This window comes from Emergencia sp. 1XD21-10 (assembly GCF_009936045.1).
In the GTDB taxonomy this organism is placed as follows: Bacteria; Bacillota; Clostridia; order Peptostreptococcales; family Anaerovoracaceae; genus Senimuribacter; species Senimuribacter intestinalis.
The window spans coordinates 1-19,373 of sequence record NZ_QWEQ01000034.1 but is presented as its reverse complement, the minus strand read 5'-3'; the positions used below and the strand labels follow the sequence as shown (position 1 = coordinate 19,373).

The following is a 19,373-nucleotide window of genomic DNA, read 5'->3' as shown; positions in this document are numbered from 1 at the left end:
CCCTTACTGGTAATAAAGGCAATCACACCACCCGGTTTCACCTGGTCGATAGTCTTGGCAAAAAAATAATCATGGATCAAAAATCCATGACGGTCATACTTTTTATCATGTACGCTGTAATCTCCAAAAGGCACGTTGCCAATAGCCGCATCAAAGCTATTGTCTCTAAAAGAAGTTTCCTCGTAACCACACCGGTAAACGGTTGCTTCTGGATAAAGCCTTGCTGCAATCCTTGCAGAGATTGAATCAAGTTCTACACCATACAGCTTTGTATCTTTTTGAAATCGCTCCGGCAACATACCAAAGAAATTTCCAATGCCCATCGCAGGCTCTAACAGCTTCCCACCAGCGAATCCCAGATTATCAAAAATATCGTACATTTTTTCAATAATCATTGGTTGTGTATAGTGGGCATTCAATGTGCTTTCAACAGCTGCTTTATATTCTTCTTCTGTAAGCAGTTCGGCAAGCTGCTGCTCATACCAAGAGCCTTCTTCAAAACAGTCAGCAAGCCCTCCCCAGCCCACATAAGCAGCCAGCGTATCCTGTTCTTCTTTTGTAGCTGACCGATTCTCATCCTCCAGCTGCTTTAACAGCTTTATAGCCTCTATATTGTTCCTAAATTTCTGTGCTGGATAGCCTTTTCCCTGATCCATGTTTGTAATACGATAATTGCCCGTCTCACTGGTGAGCGTTTTTAAAGGCTCTGGAGTATGGCTGCTATCTATAAAATCGCTCTCAGATGATTTTATGGCTTCGCTTTTTTCAGTTTCATCGGTTTTAGAGGCATTCTCCTGTAAATCAGCTATCGTTTCAGCTTCAGCTAAAGCATTTTCCGTTTCTGCAGTCTCTTTCTGCATTACCTTCTCATAGTGATCAAGATCTTCCGCAGTCAGCCACGCCGGCTTTTCAGAAAGTTGATTCCAAATCTCACGCATCTTCGCAATCTGGTCGTCTGCATTTCCAGCCCAAAGATATTTCTCGCTGCGGTTTCCTGCCCCCAGATAATACTCACAGTCCTGTTTCATCCGAGAAAGCAACATGTATGGATCAGGACCACCTCCCGAACTGCTTTCAGTTTCAGTTTGAGTTTGATCTACAGGCTCTACAGCTTTACCGTCCCTGATCTGAATCTCCGGATGCTTATCAAGGGTATCCTCTACCAACTGCCGCACATATTCCACTGATTCTGTACGCGCGATACCTTGTGCATCTGCCAGGCGCACTTGTCCTTGACCATAGTCAACAGATAATATCTCATATGACCGTCCGTCATCCTCGATCGTAAGCCCAAAAGGCAAATAGTCCTTAATATTCGGACTAATAATGGTCTCGTACTCCTTTGCGACCTCATCGATCTTAGCAAGCAGAATATTATTTCCTTTTTCCTGCATCTTCTTAGCAACATATTGCCAGGACGCGCTGCTACCTGCTACCGCCACATGCCCCATACCTTTAAGATCTACGAATCTGATCCTGCTTCTAAGAGCTTCTACAGCTTTTTCAGCATCTTGCCCATAAAATAAATAATACGGGCCAACCTGCACGCCAATTACCTTTTCCGGATTAGCCTCTTTCAGAGCAAAATACGCATCTTCATTAGGAAGTAAGTTTTGATTCAGATAGTCGTTTTGGCTGTCTTCTGCCAAAAGTTTCTCAAAGTTCTCTATGTTTTCCGCCCTGAAAATAGGGTATGAAAGTTCCAGATCACGCAGCTGGACCTCTCTGCTTCCAATTTCGCTAATTTCAAACCGTTTTCCTTCAAGAAAAACTTTATCACCAACCTGATAACGAAACGTCTGATTTTCATTCTGCACTGCAACTGGAATTTGCTCCTGTATTTGTGCCCATTCCTGCCCGGTTACAGAAATATCTATTTCCTGATACTGGTTGTCCTCATGATCTGTTTCAATCGCCAGTGTATCTGCCTCACGCGTAATCTGCACATCCTCAAAGATCTCATCCTGATAAAGATATGTCCCTTCCTCGATCATCTCGCCGATTCGTTTTGCCGCCTGGTTCCATGTAATCAGGATCCCATTCTCATCCGAAAACCCGCGTAAAAGTCTGATGCCTTTCCCGTCATGCATCTCCGACAAGTCTAGCCCTGTATGAAAGCTGGATCTGCCGCCAATGCCATATTCCTCTTTTAAGAATTTTACCTTTTCAGTCATACTCGCTTTGAGATTGTTCTGATAAAACTGGTAAATTCTTCGCTTACTTCCCTGCACATTATTACCCTGGCGCAACGCATAATCCACGATACTCTGCCCAAAAGTAACCCTATCCGGCTGTTCCTCTAAAAAACTGATTTGAGATTCCTGATCTTCAAAAGCCTGTTTACTGCGTGTTCCCTCTTCCATTTCCAAAAGCCGCAGGCCATCTATCAGCTCTGCAGTCATTCTCCAAGGCAAAATATCTTCCTCAGTTTTGGATAGATAATGACCTTTCCAAAACAATAATCCATTATCAAAGGGTTTATAGCCTACTCTCTCATCATTTATATCGAGTTCACAATATACATTAGGGAACAGCCTTTCAGTATATACTTCCCGTTTTACCTGATCATAATTTGCATCAAAAAAGAGGTAGACGTCTTCTACCTCCTTGCCGTTATCTTTTAATGCCTGTAAAATGATTTCCTGCTTCAGTTTTGTGTCTGAAAAGTAAGATACGTCCGGGTCTCGTTTGTATACACCTAGATCGTAATCAAATTCCTCTCTATTGTGCTCTCTACCTCCATCGTGATCTGCAGCATTTGGTTGGCCCACTTGATCGGATCCTCGTTCTTCATCTTCTCGCTCAGGCCCAGGTCTTCCGCTTGTTTCCTGATCAGGTTCTCCCGCATCTCTTCCGCCGTCTGGTTCACTTCCTTCAAGTGTGGCAGCAAGGTCCCCTTCAGGTTCATGCTCGAATAAGTGGCTCCCTTCTCCTCGTACAGAAATCGTGCTCTCCTCATTCCGTACTTGCCCACGGTTTCCTCCATGATCAGTTCCTCGTCGTCCTCCTGAAATTCCGGCAGGTAAACGTCTCCCACCTTCCTGTAGGTGATCTCCGCTCTCTCTTTCTCCAGATTCATATTCCCTCTCCTTTCTTCGTTGCTCAGCTTTTTCTTTATTATATGCCAAAGTACGCTGCCTGACAAGCTGCGCCTTTGCTTCTTTTTCTATACAGACAAGCACACCTTCTGCAGATCTCTGTACAATGCTGCCAATTTCCTGCAGCATTTCCTGCTGTAGTAAACGGTCCACCCTGATTCCTGTAAGATTAAAGTCCTTCTCCGAATACCGGGATACATCCATGCCGCATCTACGCAAGGCAATATACTGAACCGATTTGGTAAGGAAGGCATACAGTCTATCCAGATCGTCTGCAAAATCCGCTGTACATAGCTCCGGGCTTGCTTCAGTGATTTGATCCACCCACTCCAGATATTCTCCATCTACGGCTTCTTTTGCAGCTTCCTCTATTAAATCTTTCAGGTCTGCCTCGCCACTGCTTATCTGGTATACATCCGTCAGCTGCTCCGCTATACGTTCTTTGAGAGCCTCACTCTCTGTAATCTCCCATAGCCGTACCTGCACATTCTGACCTCTTCTGTTATGAGTGTCAGCTGCATCAAATATGTAGATGGACGTATCAAACCGGTCCTGTTCATTCAATCTGATCCCTTTGCAGCCTCTGTTGACGCTCCTACCCATTCTGTTCCACTGGTGCATAGTGGTTGCAGCCGTTGCTTCCGGTCTCTGCAGATAAACCGCAAGCTGATTTGCAAAACGATATTTATACATAAAGCTTGCCGTATTCAAAAAAGGGATCCATTCCGAGGAACCTTCACGCAAGCCGTCAAGATATGTTTCAGTCAGCTTCTTTAGTTGCTTTTCCTTTATCGCCATTTTCTGCTCCTTTACTCCAATTCATCCTCTTTCCAGAGCCTCATTTGCTGTACGTTCTCAGGCGGATCAATACCTGCTGACTGGCAAATTTCTTTTGCTGCGCTTCTGTCAAACAAGAAATCCTTATCCCAATTCTCGTCCACTACATCCGCCTCGTAAATCATTTTGTAGATTTCTCTCTCCATCATCAGAAGTGAAAACCTTCCCGGATCCGTTTCCGCTGTAAGTCCCTCCAGCTCCGGATATTTGTCGCTTATGTATATCATTGTGTTAAAAGCAGCCTCCGGATCGGCGTTGATCCAGGCACTACACGCTTCTTTCGTGTCTGCCATACCGCCTCTTGTAAGATCGGATTCCATCATCAAAGATGGGATCATTGCACCTTGCATAACAATCGGCCGATCAAAATCATATCTTTCCATAAAGCCCTGAATATATTCTCTTACATAATCTTTGCTATTTCCTTTTACCTCGGCTATCATGCGGACTGGATTCCCCTCTATACTTTCATTTTCCCGCACTGCCTTCATGTCGGTTTCCATGGTTTTCTCAATATTTTTCTGGTAGGTAAGCTGCGATACAAGTTCTGCCTGATACTCTAAATAGTCGGCCGCTTTTTCAGCGTCTCTAGCAGCTCTCACAAACGTCTCTGGCTTTTTCTCAATGGCAGATATCCAGCTCTATATATATGCTTTATGATTTTGAAAATGATGTTCATCCATTTGCACCGGCAGATTTTCACTCATAAAACAGCTGGAAAGTTCTGCAACCAATTCTTCGTAGGCATAAGCAGCACTTCCAAAGCCGCCTTCAACGCTGCGGTTCAATCTGCTTTCGTGCCCGGTGGCATGGGATAGCTCGTGAAGCACTGTCGCATTATATCCATAATCATCGTTAAAGTATTCTTTCAAAGGCAGATGTATTTTATCTTCTGCCGGCCTGTAAAACGCACTGTCAACACCATCATGGAGAATCTCAACACCCATGTTCTGTGAAATCTTTTGAATGAACTGTGCCTCGTCAATTTCTCGCGCTTCCGGTAATTCTAATTCTGGCATTCCTTCAATCTGGCAGCCGTTAAAGACATAGAAGTATTTCGCTCTCAAGGAAATTCCTTCTTTGTCCTCCCGCTCACCGTATTCTTTCCATGTAATGCATTTCTTTTCTTTCGTATCATATGGCATCCAGTATTCAACCTGCGTGCCTTTACTGCCCTTTGTAAGATGCCACTCTTTATCCTTTATCTGCTTAAAAGTGCACCATCTTGGATCTTTCCAACCGTGTGCTGCCTGTTGATACGATAGCCACATCCGGTTTATACCTCGGTACGCCGCACCACTGACCGCATTGACCGGCCTGCTTACAGGGCTTCTCCATTCCTGCTGCCAGCCCTCTGGATTCTCAGTAATAGATTTTATAAAGGCTTCTGACAGTCTCTCCCTATACTCTCTTACCTTCTTGTCCATCTTCATCCTCCGATAATAACTCCTCTTCTGCTATTGTTTCTGTATCGATAAAAATTGTAATTCTCTCGTTCATGGTCTCCTCCTAAATAAATATGTCCTCACCAAGTTCAGATTTCTGCTCCTGCTCATCTCGCAGTTCTATTACTTTTTCCGCAAGTGCACGAAAGTCACTGCTAAAAAAGCCTGCTTCATCGCTTTCCATAAACTGTTCGTATAGTTCTTCCTGCAGCTTTTCATTCTCTATGGTTTCGGGAAACTCCATCGCGAGTACAACTCTGAACTGGTCTTTGTATGACAGTTCGTTCAGTTGCTCTATGGGAATTTTTCGGGCTTCTGTAACTTCTTCCATAGAAAAACTAACCAGAGAATCAAAGTCGAGCCATTCTAATTGCGTACTGATAAATTGCTCAAGGGAACTGTATTGCGTAGAATCTGCCAAAACTCCATTGACAAAACGCTCCAGTCGGAGATCCTCCAGATTTACATTTACCTGTAGGTCATTCTCGTAGCGATTCAGCTGGAACGTTGCCGCATCTTCTCTTATCCAATCCGGAAGTTCTATCTCAGTTACCGTTGTATACGCAAGCCCAACCTGCCTTAAGTCTCCAAAATATGCTGAAGACCCATATTCTTTTGTGCAAAAATCATTGATCAGGTCTTTCGCCCTGTACATCAAGCTGACCTGTTCTTTTAAAGCATCTTCATTTAAGACAAAGGTTTCGCCGTTCCATTTATAGATCTCATCTTCGGTCTGCGCCTGGCTGTCATAATACTCATCATCAAGCAGCTCTAGCGCATCCGCATCATCGCATGATCTATCGGCTAAAGATGTTGCGTGCTCTTTCCAGTTCTTTGCCGCCTGCCAGACTTCTTCGCTGGTCAGCGTAAACTTCTTTATTTGCCCATCTACGTTTCTTTCAATTTCCATTATGTACCTCCTCCGTTGTTGCTCCCAAAATCCTAAATAAAAGGCGTCGGGCAGGGATTTATGTGATATGGCCGCCCTGCCAGATGCCCTTTCTTTAACATTTCATGGTGCTTTATGCAGCTTCGTTTTTCCCTTTGCTTAAAATCCCCATGCGCCGGAAATTTCTTTGGCGAGGGTAACTGCAACCAGTACGAGTCCGCATCCAATAGCAACGACCCCGATATGATCTTTTGCAAAATCCTTCGTTTTTTGTGATGGGATGATAAACATAAGGCCAATTACCACCAGTGCCGCTGCAACGGCAATCCAAATAAACGGCTGCCACTGCGTAATCAAAGCATTTAATCCATTTGCAAACTTTTCCATATTCTACCTCCTATTTTTCTGTAATTGTAACGGTTTCTGATTCTTTCTCTCTCTTTTTGCGGACAATCAGTAAGATGGCTGCGATCAGTCCACCAAATATGATGATGGCTGCACTTGCCAGCAAAATTTTCTGCAGCAATGTCATGCCTTCCCGCTCATATGTAACTGTGATCAGATATTCTGTCGAATCTGCATCTACTCCATTGGTATAGGTGGCTATAGCATCATACGTAGTAACCTGCGGGCTATCTGCTGTAAGGGTTTCGGTGTAGTAAGCTGTCCAGTCGCTGGTAAGTCTCTGGCCACTATACTCCGCATACCGGACTATTTTACCGTCTTTGTGCACATAACCACTGGTCCATTTAGCAGCTGTTATTTTATATTGGTCTGGCTCAAGTCCAAGGTGCGTCAGGATAGCTGATTCATAACCCGTAAAAGCTGGGCTGTCCGGATTATTTGGAATAGCTGTATCCCCCAGCATGTAGGTATCCACATCTTCATCACCCGTAAATGTTGCCTTGACCGTAAACGGTTTACTGTAGCTACTGCCGGTCTGTTTAACACGCTGCAGATTGCCAGTTACTGTGATACTCCTGCCGTCTGGCAGTGTTGCTGTAATCTCCTTGGTAGCCGGTGCGTCTGGTTTACTGTCGCTTCCAGTTATAGTCATCGTTCCGGTGGCTGCAGTGCGGGTTTGCTCTGTCCATTTGACATCTGCCAGCTGCAGGGTTTCCCCCGATTTCAGCTTCAGGGTATCTTTTACCTTTTTCCCGTTCAGACCGGTATATGTTTTCTCTCGTTTAACTGCTTGGTTATGCCCAGTTTCCTTAACGGCAACTGCAGTCGCCTTATATTTCTTGCCATCAATATGGATCACGGATTTCGCTTCTGTTAATTCTCCTTCTCCAAGGTCGGCAAGAGTGATCTGCGTGAGATTCTCACTGCTGGTGACAGCATATTCTTTGGTCTCTGTCGATGCAGCATAAGCTACACTGCTCATGGCAAGCATTATGGCAAGTGCCATAGCAAATATTCGCTTTGCTTTCATAGCGTTCCTCCTTTCTTTTTTGCAATAAAAAAGCAGTTAACATTTACAGCTAACTGCTTTCGTTTTCTATCAATTTTTTTGTTACTCTACATAATAACCAGTTTACCAATGTGTACGCAGATTCTGCAGCGAAGAGCATATATAGCAGATTATCTTGCGTAGATCATAAGATATCCGGCTTTCACCAGAGACTTCTTCATCATAGTCAGCTAAACCTATGATTCAGCCATTATGGTGAGATTGCCGCACAGTGGCAAACTGCGTAATATCTCAGGAAACCATTCTCCTTTATTTGAAACTATTTTTTCGATGCTGTATTTGATTTGCTGCAATCAAAAGGCTTATTGCTAAAGCTGCAGCCAGCAAACCGATGTAGAGCATCATATTGCTCTGGTCACCTGTCTGCGGAGTGAGGCTCACACTACCATTATCGCCGCCGCCAGGAGTGTTTGGATATTCCAAATCTACTGTGCCAACAGCTTTTACAGTCTGATCTTTATCATTGATATCCTTGTGTTCACCGACAATTTTGCCATCCAGATACAGCGTCTCAAATACAACGGTAGTCTTATTTGCCAGGCTGCCCGGCGCAAAGTTAAACGTCACTTTAACAGTTCCATTTGCCTTATCTGCAGTAAAGGTCTTGCTGGCGGTCAGCATTTTTCCATCCGCCAAAATCGCCTTGTCGGTCTCTTTATCCATCAACACTCCTTTGACCGTATAGGTTTTACCCGGAATGAGGTTCTTATACGTTACAATGTCTGTAATTTGCCCCTTCCCTGTCTTTGCTGCGCTGGTCTTCACTTCAGGGAACCTTACTGTCTGGTCCTTATCCTTGATATCCTTGTGGACTGCAACGGTCTTACCGCTAAAGGCAAGGTCTTCAAAGACGACCGTAGTCTTTCCTGCCAAATCCGCTGCGTTGAGGGTAAAGGTTAGCGTCACACTGCCGTTTGGCTCAGTCGGCGTGAAGGTCTTTGTCGCTGTTACTTTTTCACCATCAACGAGGAGTGCCTTTCCGGTTTCCTTATCCATCAGGGTACCGGATACAGTGTATTCCTTTCCCGGGATCAGATTGGTGTATGTCACTTCATCTGTGATAGTCACCTTCTTATCGGCATTTGCGATATGATCCTTTGTATCAGAATCCGTTGCATTGGTCTTAATTTCTGGGAAGTAAATGGTCTGTCCCTCATCGTTCAGGTCCTTATGCTCTGCAACGTCAACACGCTCGACTACACTTCCTTCATTCTTGACAACGAACTTATACAGTTCTTCGTACACGACGGTGGTCTTGCCTGCCAGTGCGCTTCCATCAAAGGTGAACTCCATGTCTACCATGCCGCTTGAAGTCTTCGGTGTGAATTTCTTCTCTGCAGTAACTTCCTTTCCGTCTGCCATAATCGCCTTTCCGGTTTCCTTATCCATCAGTACACCATGCAGGGTGTATTCCTGGTCAGGTGTCAGACCGGTATAGGATACGGTATCTATGATCGTGACCTTTCCATCGGCTCTTGCGATATGATCGAGTGTGTCACTGTCCTTTGCCGTAGTCCTGATGGTCGGATACGTCGGGGTCGGCCCCGGATTATCCGGAGTTGTCGGTGTCTCCGGCAGCCTGTCATTCTTAACTTTGTTTACCGTGATGTTCAGTACACCTGCATTGGTGTTGTTACGAGCATAGGTTTTTGCTGTCGTGTTCTTCAGGTCGATCAGCTTCATGGAAGCCAGATTATCTGCTGTTACCTGCTTGCCGTCAACCGTTAAAGTGCTTTCTGCCTCCAGGTTCTTATCCACTTCTCCGGATGCGCTCATATCAAGCTGTCCGGACTTGTCCAGTGTTACCGTGTAAGCGACCCCGTCCTCAAAGTTGAACACAGCCTTGCTGGACTGGATCTTCGTATCAAAGAGCAGGTTGCCGTCTTTATCAGTCTTCTGGATCTTTTCTCCCGGATTATCAGGATCATCAATCATCACCGGCGTCTTCACGATGCGCTCCAGCCTGATGCCGTCTGCGTAATCTGCCGGATCTACCGCTTTGTCATCCACGGTAACGCTGCTTACGGTTCCTTTAGATAAGGTCAGCTGTGCTGCCGCGTATGCGTAGTCAACGGATGCGGTCACTTCGGATGTTCCTTCCGGACATGTCAGTGCCAGAATCTTATTTGCCGGCTGGATGGATGTAAATCCGCCCTCTCCGGTTTCCGTATTCTTTGGTGCTTCGTACTTATATGTTACTTCGCTGAGCCAGTTGGTCTTTGTGACCTTTGGCTGATATTTGATCACTGTTTTGGAGCCGTCTGTTTCCTTTGTAAAGTTCTCATTTCCGTCTGCTCCGGTAGAAAGTTCTGTCGGTGCTTTGCCATCCAGGGTAGCCGTATAGGTCTGTCCGTCTGCCTTGTAGGTCATCACTGCGCCGTTTGCAAACTTAATCGCTGTTGACTGTCCATCTTGCAGTTTTACCTGTACATTGGTTCTGCCATCGAGTACCGCAACTTTCACATTGCTTCCTTCTTCTTCGAAAGAAGTATCCATTGCATAGTCTTTCCCATCGATGGTCACTTTTGCTGTGTTGTATTTGTACAGTACATCGAAATCAATCGTCAAGCCGTTTTCGCCGTCCTGCGTAGCAAAGCCAGACACGCCGATATCCTTGTAGTGCCAGCTCATCGTGTCTGCGGTCAGGACATCGACTGCGTCGAAGTAATACTTCGTACCATTTAACTTAAAGCCGTCCGGTGCAGAGATTTCTTTGATATAGTATCTACCAAGAGGCAGCTTAACGGTTGCTGCAGCATGACCGTTTGTTACTACCATTTTACCTACTAAGGTATCTGCAGAGATTGCTTTCTTATCGAACTTTTTATCAGATTTTACTGTGCCCTTTACTTCTTCTGCAGTATAAATACCAAAGACTGCGCCGTCTCCCGGCACATATTCTCCAGATTCATACTTCGTTTCAAAGAGCTTTTCAAGGTCGATCTTAACAGATACCGCGTCATTTTCGTATACGCCTGTATCCCAGACAAGTGGCGTATACTGGTCCTTATATTCTAAGGTCATTTTTTGCCATTCACCCTTGTTCACATGGCCCTGTGCGGATGAGATTTCTCTTACCCAGTATTCTCCAAGAGGCAGTGGAGAAGATTCTGCGATGCCTTTCAGGTTTGTCGTAATTACTTCTACAGGTTTACCGATTGGGTATACCATGGTATCGTCGATACTTGCAAATCTCAGGTCTGCACCTTCACCGCCGTCTGTTACCATCGGAACTGCGGTTGTAGTATCCGGATAGGTAACCTTAAAACCTTTGTCATAATCGGTATTGTTTGTCACAATATCGATGGTGTAATACACTTCTTTTTGTTCAGGACTTACTTCATGTCTTACTGCTTTCACATAATTTCTATCGTCTGCAATAAACTCAAAGGTATCCTTTGCAGGATCAAAATCTTTTTCGAACTGTTTATGCCAGTTCAAGTCGTTTCCGTTATATGTTACCTGCGGCAGCACAGTGTCGAACGCAAAAAGCTGACTCTGCAGCACGGTAATTCTGGTGAATGCCAGTCCGCCAGATAAGTACATTTCTGTTCTGATGCCATCGTGTGTTAGGAAATACACCAAAGCTTCGTCCATTGGCGTTCCGGTAAAGGTTGTCACGCCATCTTCTGTTACATGGCTGTAAATGCCTTCTGTTTCCGTAATTTTTGGCTCAGCTGCGCCTTCCGGCTCCTTGATCACTGTCGTGGTCTTTTCTGCCTCATTGTCTGCGACTGCGGATAAGTCAATCACATCATCCCAAGTAAAGGTAAAGCCATCCGGACACTTATAGTGCTGCGCCGTTGTAAAGCTATACTCCTGAAAGTAGGATTTATAGAACTTGCCTTCTGCAGTACATGGAACCCAGCGTTTTTCATCACCGTCTTTGACGAACATCTGATATTCCTTGTCTTCTCCGGTTCCCTTTTCAATCATGTAAACTCTTGGGAGTGGGTTTCCGTCAGCATCAATTCTGCCCGGTTCGTAGTAGTAATGACCGGTTTCTGCATCTTTGCACCAGCTCCATCCGGCAGGCACAACGATTTCCAGCGGTGTCGTAAAGACCGGATTTCCGTTTTCATCCGTTTTCTGTTCATAAGTCGGATTTCCGTTTTCATCCAGCACCGGATTTCCGTCAGCATCTACAATCGGTTTCGTTTCGTCATAGACCGCTTTCGGGTCGTATTCTTCTGGGTCTACCGGTTTAGCAGTAATATCATCTTTGTTATATGCGCTATGTACACCCTTAATATCTTCTTCCTCTGTAACATCACCTTCTTCTGCCAGCGGGTTCATTCTAACCATGTTGCCGCCGTCATAGTTCATGGTTACAAAGCCAAGATCCAGATCTCCGGATTTTAATACCGGATTGGTTACATCAATTTCTGCCACATAATCATCAGATACCGATTTCTTGGTTACATGAATATCAGTATAGTTGAAGCCACCCTTGGAATAGTTCAGCTTGTAGGAAACGGTATATTCATAGGTCATCTTGGTTTCATCATCTCTGACCTGATAAGTATTTTCAAAGGTTGCGCCGTTTAACGCCTTGATTTTGTAATCGGTAATGGTCGCATTAGCTTTTCCGAAGTCCTTAATCAGACCTTTATCCTTTACTTGCAGAATGGATGCGCCGTTTTCAAAGTTCTTTTCCCAAACTTCCTTTGCATCCTCCACATCTGCATGGTCACGGCTGGTTCTGCTCAGCTCCACTTTGCTGTCATCTGCAGAAAGGTAGGCTTCTACCGGAATTACACCGTCAGAATACAGGATATCCTCAGCAGCATAGATTTCAAATTTGGTATCTTTCAGCGTAATCTTATCCCAAATTGCTTTCCAAATGCTGTAGCCACCATCGCTGCCTTCTTTCCATCCTACCAGACCTTCTCCGGTCTTGGATATTTCGATAATGCCCTTTGCCGGGTTATTCGGCATATCCACAATGGCATAATAGGTTACATAATCCGTGCCGTCTTCGTGTGGGTCCTGTTCCTTAACGGTAAAGCGGTAGGTGTTATATGTGGTCTTATTGTCACCCTCAAACTGCTCTACTTTGTTTCCTTCGTCATCTCTGACCTGCACGGTTTCAAGGAAATCTTTTGGTGGACGAACTTCCTTTCCTTCATGATCGATGATTTCCACTTCTCCCATGTCGGCAATGGTGCCTTTTCCATTTTTATCGTACTGTCCTACATAGTAGCCTTCCGGTACGACAAGCTCCTCAATTTCGTAAATGCCGTATTCAATCTGGTACGGCAGCACGATCTCGCCGTTTTTGTTGGCATAGAACACATAATTGGAATCTGCATTATCGGTATAACTTGAGCCGTTCGGCAGGTATTTATTGTAGTTCGGGGAAACAGTCGGATCGTTCAGATCAGGATTTCCTTTATACCGGATTCTGAAAGCGGTTCTATCTGCGTCCCATCTTACGGTCTTTCCTGTTTCTGCATTTGTCTTTACCACCTTAATCTTGTTTTTCTTCGGCTGGTTATTTACCGCTTTAGAGATCTTCTGACCGTGTTCATTTACCACAACTTCAAAAGATTCCAAAACATAGCCTTCGGAATCCGCGGAAATTTCATTCACAATATATGTTCCGTATGGCAGGTCATAAACATAAATCTGACCGTCTTTCGATACTTCCAGCGGATGCTCTGCGTCCGCAGTATAACCTGAAGTATCTCTGACTACTCGGTACACATGCGCATATCGTTCATACTCTCCGGCAGCCGCTTCTTTTACGCCCTCATCTTCCACACGGATATACGGGTGGTCTTCCCAACCGCCTGATTTCAGCTGTATGGTCCATTTGGACTTGGTACTGTAATCTTTGATACCGTTATCCGAGTTTGTCTTATCAGTAAAAGGGTCCTGATCGTCTTTGGTTTTTACGATCTGCAGATCGCCACGATAGTTGTCGTTGATCCAGGTCTGCTGATGAAACTCATGGGTGAAGTCATATTGAATATCTCCCTCGCCCATTTTACCGGTAAGGTGGGTTTCTGTTCCATCTGCATCTATAATGGTGATATCGTACTGCATTTTGGACCAGTTTTCCGGATTATCCACACAGGTCTGGCTGTTGACAGATTCGCAGTGGTATTTCACCTTATATGTGCCTCTGACCGTAGTATTGCCCGGCAGATCTTTTGTGGTCGTAAATTCCGCAGGGTGTCTGCCGTCCGGTGTGATTTCTTCGATGGTGTATGTCACTTCATCGTCCCAGTCGCACCTGGTCGGCTGGACAGTACAGTGGGTTGTCGGAGGGTCCCCTTCAGCATGCTCTCTGGAGCCGCTGTCCACACTTGGAATATCTTCCGGGTTTACCCAAGGCTGATCGGATAAGTAGTCGGTAGAGCCAAGGTCGTCCAAGGTAATTTCATCTACCACCTCGCCGTCACGCTTCAGTACAAATGTGGAGCCTAAAGAAGCATCGCCCATACCGGTGCAGTTGTCATCATCCCAGCCCGGATTGACATCGTCCTTGTGTACAGGCCAGGTAAATTCCGGGAAAAACTCAGGTTCCGGTTTTTTATTTCCTTCTCCCGGTTCATCGGGGTCTTCCTTCGTCTTCATCTTAAAGTAAAAGTCGACCGGATCGTCTGCACCAAAAGCCAAGGTCTGATAGTGACCATCAGTCACATTCCATGCAAGGCAGTCCAGTTTAGTTGCTTCTTTAATATCTTTCTTACCGTGCTGCACGCCAGTCGGCAGGTCAGCTCCTTTATAGATCAGTTTGTACTGCGGGTGCTTACCGCCTTTTTTCTTTTCAAAGACAAATTTATTGCTTTTTTTCTTCCCGTTCATTACTTTGAGTTCACGAGTAATGTCGTTGGTATCCTCCAAATAGTAGTAATCGGCATTGGCTCTTGCAGCTTCCTTCTCTTCTTCCGGAAGATTTGCATATTTACGGTTTACACTCCAATACTCATTATTTACTTTTTCCATGAAAATTGGCTTAGCTTTTCTTTCTTCTTTTGCCGTAAACGATGGAATTTCTCTATGTTCCCGCATTGCCCGCAGCATATTGCGGTAGACTACGCCTGCCGGTCTATTCTTAATCGGTTTGTAGAAGAAATCCGCCGGAGTATTTCGCCATGATTTTGTACCCACATTGGCAACAGTCACATTCTTCGGAATCCCGCTGACAGAGCTTCTCAGGTTCTGCTGAAATTCCCAAATGATGGCCTGGGTTGCCACATACCAATCATCTGCGTTGCAGCCTTTTACGCTATCGCCAAGCAATTTTACCATATCTGAGGTCGATACATCCGGCTGTTTTCCGTACAGCAACGCAAATTCGATTCCCTTTTTCTGCTCTGCAGTGAGCTGTTTTAGGAATTCGATATCTTTCATCTGTTCTGCCTTATACACAATATTTCCGGAATTCGGATTTTTTACATCCTGCTCAAGGCAGTAAGCACGATAAGTCTGTCCTGTTCTTTTATTTTTCAGACTGTAAGCGTGTCTCGGACCCTGCTGTGCGTAACAATTATCGTCGATATTCCACTTGGTTGTGTACCAGCGGTTCGAGTAACGGCGAGAATCATTGTAGTAAGGCTTTCCATCGCTGCCTTCAAGTACGCTTCCGTTTCTGAAATATGCATGGGTCCACTCTCCGCTTGCAGCAAAGGTCTGCATCGGAAAGTATGTTACAACCATCACAACTGCCATCAGCAGAACTACAAGCTTTCGCAGGTATGGATGTTTTGTTACATCATACATTTTTGTTCCTCCTTTATTGATTGTTTTTTGAAAATCTATCTAAAAACGGCCCTGCAGACGCAGCGCCGTTGAATTTTTGCAAACAAAAAAGGAAAGACTGTTTTAATCTTTCCTTTTCTTCGTGCTTATGCTATATTATTTATGTTACCGTTCCCTATACTGGCAACAGGAAGGGGGTGTTCTCATGGAGCAAATTTTCTTGTCTTTTATTAACTCTGTTATAGCAAGTGTAGTTGCCTACTACATTTGCAAATGGCTCGATAGAGAAAATAGAAAACGGTAATGAGCATAATGAAAAACCCAGAGGTCGCAACTCTGGGTTTTTCCATTTGTCCTCATGGACTATTTTCTTGTCTTTTGCCTACTGGCATTATATATCATATCCAAAGCTTTGTCAAATATGACTGCTTTTCTTTGAGCTTGCCATACAGCTTTCAATTTGGTATACTTGATTTTGAGCTACCATACACGGTAGGCGGTTAGCCTGCATCCGCTATCTCTTAAGTTATGCTGAAAAATGCAAATCACAAGAGAAAGGAGGTAGGTAATATTTCTACATATGAAGAATTCTCGATTCTCATCGGCGTTGCCATGTCAATCGTTACGATTTTGATCTATGTAAAGAAATAACCGCCGTGTCTGGAAAACTAAGCGGTTAATTCTTTAACTCTTTTTTCAGGCTAACCGTCTATCGGTAGCTCATTTCTTTATTTCATATTATCACTTTCCATACAGTCTGTCAATCTCTTTACCAGAGCGACCAAATTTTATAGCTGTTACGATCCTTTTCGATATATACTGAGAAAAGATCTGCGCCATTCCAGTATTCATCTTCATCATTTGGACCACCAACACCTTCTATATTGGCATTTGCCCAGTATAATGGATTAGATCTATGTATATCTTCTAATTCGGCTTTCAAAATCGGTTTTAGTCTCTTTAAGATTGAATCCTTTGTATCATAATAGCTTATTCTATTGGGCCAAGCTACATCCCAACTCATATTATCCGGTGTAGCTGCTATAAAATCTGCTGGAATTTTTGTATTGCCATTTTTTGAATTTGTGTACACATAGGCTTCATATCCCCAAAGGCTATCCGACCATCCTTTTATATTCTTAAAATGATATGTGCTTCCGTCTTTTTTAGGAACTATAACTTCTCCGTTTTCATTGTCACTTCCATCAGGATTTGCATATTCATAAAGCGGAAATTTTAGGCTTTCCCCATACTTCCAAAGTTCCTCATAGATTTCATCAATGGTCCAGTCCGGAACATATTCTTTTGGTGCAGAAAAATATCCATAAACTTTTTTACCATTCACGGTTCTATAAGCTCTCACCTTCCATTCCCATGTTGTGAAATCAGTATCACCTTCTAAAAAGTTTGTCGCATAACTGTATTTATTAGACACAGTTTTGTATAACTTCCAGTTATCAGCGCCTTTCTTGCTTCTGTAAACCTGATAGCCTGTTGCTCCGGCTACCTTATTCCAATAAATTCTAACCTTCCACTCGGAAATGCAGTTTACTTTTGTAATCACGACTTTATTCGGTCTTGCGTATGTGCTTGTTACGGCAGAATATTTAGTGTAATAAGTGGTTCTTCCAATCTTCTTATATCCCCTGACCTTGTAGTAGTAGGTCTTGCCGGTGGTTCTACCGGTGTTGATATAAGACAGCGTATTGGCGCTGGTCGTCGTTTTTACCAGGCTGTATTTGCCGCCCTTGGAAGTGGCTCTATACACCTTATATCCATCAACGCCCTCAATCTTATTCCAAGTCACCTTGATTTTGGTATAGCTATATGTGCTTGCTTTCACACCCTTTGGTGTAATTGCCTTGACCTGGCTAGATGTCAGCTTCACAGATGCCGGTGCAGATACATCTGCATCTGCAGCAAACGCTGGTACTGCCATAGTTAAAACCATAGCCAGGGTTATAACCATTGTGATTAACTTCTTCATCTCAATTCCTCCTTAATTTCTTCTCCGCTTCTTTTTGCTCCCACATCCATCTTCGCAGAAGCATTTTCACAAGACCCTGCTTGTTATCGACACTTTCAAGATACTCTATGATATCTGCATCAGTATTTTTATTCAGTTTCACTCGCAGCTCTCTGATATTCTCTTTCAAATACTTCTTCTGTGCAAGATACTTTTCTGTCATTGAATTTCTCCATAGATTTTTTCTTATTTATAGTATACGATATAGCGCCCTATATTGTCAAGATAAATTCTCATATTCGTTCTCTATGCCTTCCAAGATTCTCGGAAAGGAGGGCGGGAAGCGGATCTCCCCGCCCGGGAAAAAATGAAACGTCGCGCTGTGCGTGCGCTTCTTCGTGTATTGCAATTAGTCTAAAACACTCCCTTTCACCTGTGAGACAGTGGCAAAAGGGAGTATGAAACATGTGCCAGGAAAGCACGCTACCATAATATCACCTTTTTACCGTCCCGTCAGGTACATTGTACGTTTTTTTGCTAAATTTATTTTGTCAAGCCCTTTTTTAAAAGTTTTCCGAGAAATTTTTCAATAGATTTTCTACAAGCATCTCATATGCTTTTTTACTCTGATATTCTGGCGGCAGCATTTTGATAATTCCTTTATCTACTGTCAAATGTGCCTTCCTACTGCGCTCTGGCTGCATAGTATAAATGATGTCACTAAGTTCCTTGGTATTCATTGTCTTTCCAAATGGCTTATATTTCCGATCATACAAACTACGTATCTTTTCCGCCGCCTCCAAACTCAACACCGTCTGCTCACCACTCAGTATGTAAACGATTCGATCCTGCACATCCAGCGGCAAATAGGAAATCTCACATCCGGCTTTTATGCTTACTTTTCTCACGTCCACCAGCTGCCTCATTCCCAAAGATAAATATGTCAGTCGAATATATCTTCGCAACTGGCGTTCCTCTGATTCATCAAAAATTGCATTTCGGACCCGCGGGTCCGTTTTGCATTTTTCAGCATACTCGTCCGCATAGCGCACCATAAAGGCTTTTTCTGTAATCGTGATATCTTCCCTGTAGCGATTGCTCTCGCCATAAAGGCACAATGCCGCATCGTCATCAAGTTGCCTGATTACGCAAGGCACGGTTTCAAGGCCAACTCGTTCTGCTGCAGTGAGCCTGGTCTTCCCAGCAATGAGCTCATACTTTACTTTCCCACTTGCATCTGCTCTGACAATCAGCGGCACCAGCACGCCGACAGATTTGATAGAGTCTGCCAGTTCTTCAACTTTCTCCTGCTGCATATGAAAATAGGATTTGCCGTAATCGCCGCCAAATGGCCTGATATCCGAAATCGGTATTTGTCTGATTTCCTCACACATTCTTACCTCCAACCCCTTTAATCATACTTTGGGGAATATATATCCCGTCTTCATACTCAAATATGTAAAATGTCTCATCTCTGACATAGTCTAAAAAAGCAGCTTCCGATTCAGTAACGAACCTTTCCACTATATCAATCGTTTCCTGCACTACATCCGGAGACAAATATCTCTCTGCAAGAAAGTAAATCGGTCTTGCCTGCCGCATGTAATAGCGCCCATCCTTAATAAGAAAAATATTTTCTAAAAGAATCTCGTTATATGATGGATGCGCTGGATTCACTCTTCTCATGCAGCTATCGGTAACTCCATAACGTCTGCATAAATTCGGTCTGGCTTCATAACATATGCATTTGCCTCTTTCGTCCAGGAATGGGCAACTTTCGAGTAAAATAACGGTTGCATCAAGGTTATAAAACCGCTTCTGAAACGCCGTATAACTATCCTGGATGGATTCTGCCATGACAGGGTGATTTTCCGCCACATACGCAGCCTGTTTCATCGCATTCATATATATGACAGGCAACTCTCCCACTTTTCCATTCATAATCAGCCAGGCT

General features: G+C 44.1%; 12 protein-coding genes. All 12 read right to left on the bottom strand.

Annotation, left to right across the window (positions count from 1 at the left end):
- Positions 1-1,994 (bottom strand): LPD11 domain-containing protein (locus tag D1151_RS17400; RefSeq protein WP_369122406.1); only part of this gene is annotated, 1,994 nt, incomplete at its 3' end.
- Between the two features lie 704 nt (positions 1,995-2,698).
- On the bottom strand, positions 2,699-3,079 hold the full coding sequence (locus D1151_RS17395) for a TnpV protein (RefSeq protein WP_161873791.1): 381 nt from the start codon (positions 3,077-3,079) through the stop codon (positions 2,699-2,701).
- An 828-nt stretch (positions 3,080-3,907) separates the two neighbouring features.
- Positions 3,908-4,537, bottom strand: coding sequence for a hypothetical protein (locus D1151_RS15170; RefSeq protein ID WP_161873789.1), 630 nt, complete (start codon positions 4,535-4,537; stop codon positions 3,908-3,910).
- A gap of 39 nt (positions 4,538-4,576) precedes the next feature.
- Positions 4,577-5,362, bottom strand: a complete 786-nt coding sequence (locus D1151_RS15165; RefSeq protein WP_161873788.1) for an ArdC family protein — start codon at positions 5,360-5,362, stop codon at positions 4,577-4,579.
- Between the two features lie 82 nt (positions 5,363-5,444).
- Positions 5,445-6,290, bottom strand: a complete 846-nt coding sequence (locus D1151_RS15160) for a hypothetical protein (RefSeq protein ID WP_161873787.1) — start codon at positions 6,288-6,290, stop codon at positions 5,445-5,447.
- 138 nt (positions 6,291-6,428) lie between these two features.
- On the bottom strand, positions 6,429-6,656 hold the full coding sequence (locus tag D1151_RS15155; RefSeq protein WP_161873786.1) for a hypothetical protein: 228 nt from the start codon (positions 6,654-6,656) through the stop codon (positions 6,429-6,431).
- A gap of 10 nt (positions 6,657-6,666) precedes the next feature.
- Positions 6,667-7,704, bottom strand: coding sequence for a hypothetical protein (locus D1151_RS15150; RefSeq protein ID WP_161873785.1), 1,038 nt, complete (start codon positions 7,702-7,704; stop codon positions 6,667-6,669).
- 288 nt (positions 7,705-7,992) lie between these two features.
- Positions 7,993-15,474, bottom strand: coding sequence for a VaFE repeat-containing surface-anchored protein (locus D1151_RS15145; RefSeq protein WP_161873784.1), 7,482 nt, complete (start codon positions 15,472-15,474; stop codon positions 7,993-7,995).
- Between the two features lie 748 nt (positions 15,475-16,222).
- Entirely contained in the window at positions 16,223-17,440 is a 1,218-nt protein-coding gene (locus D1151_RS15140; protein WP_161873783.1) for a fibronectin type III domain-containing protein, read from the bottom strand.
- A 1-nt stretch (position 17,441) separates the two neighbouring features.
- Positions 17,442-17,642 (bottom strand): hypothetical protein, encoded by a 201-nt coding sequence (locus D1151_RS15135; protein ID WP_161873782.1) that lies wholly within the window; start codon positions 17,640-17,642, stop codon positions 17,442-17,444.
- 340 nt (positions 17,643-17,982) lie between these two features.
- Complete coding sequence (locus tag D1151_RS15130; RefSeq protein WP_161873781.1) at positions 17,983-18,813, bottom strand: ParB/RepB/Spo0J family partition protein; 831 nt, start codon at positions 18,811-18,813, stop codon at positions 17,983-17,985.
- Positions 18,806-19,373: YkgJ family cysteine cluster protein (locus tag D1151_RS15125; protein WP_202620441.1), on the bottom strand; the 568-nt coding region annotated here is incomplete at its 5' end. The genes D1151_RS15125 and D1151_RS15130, both read right to left, overlap by 8 nt.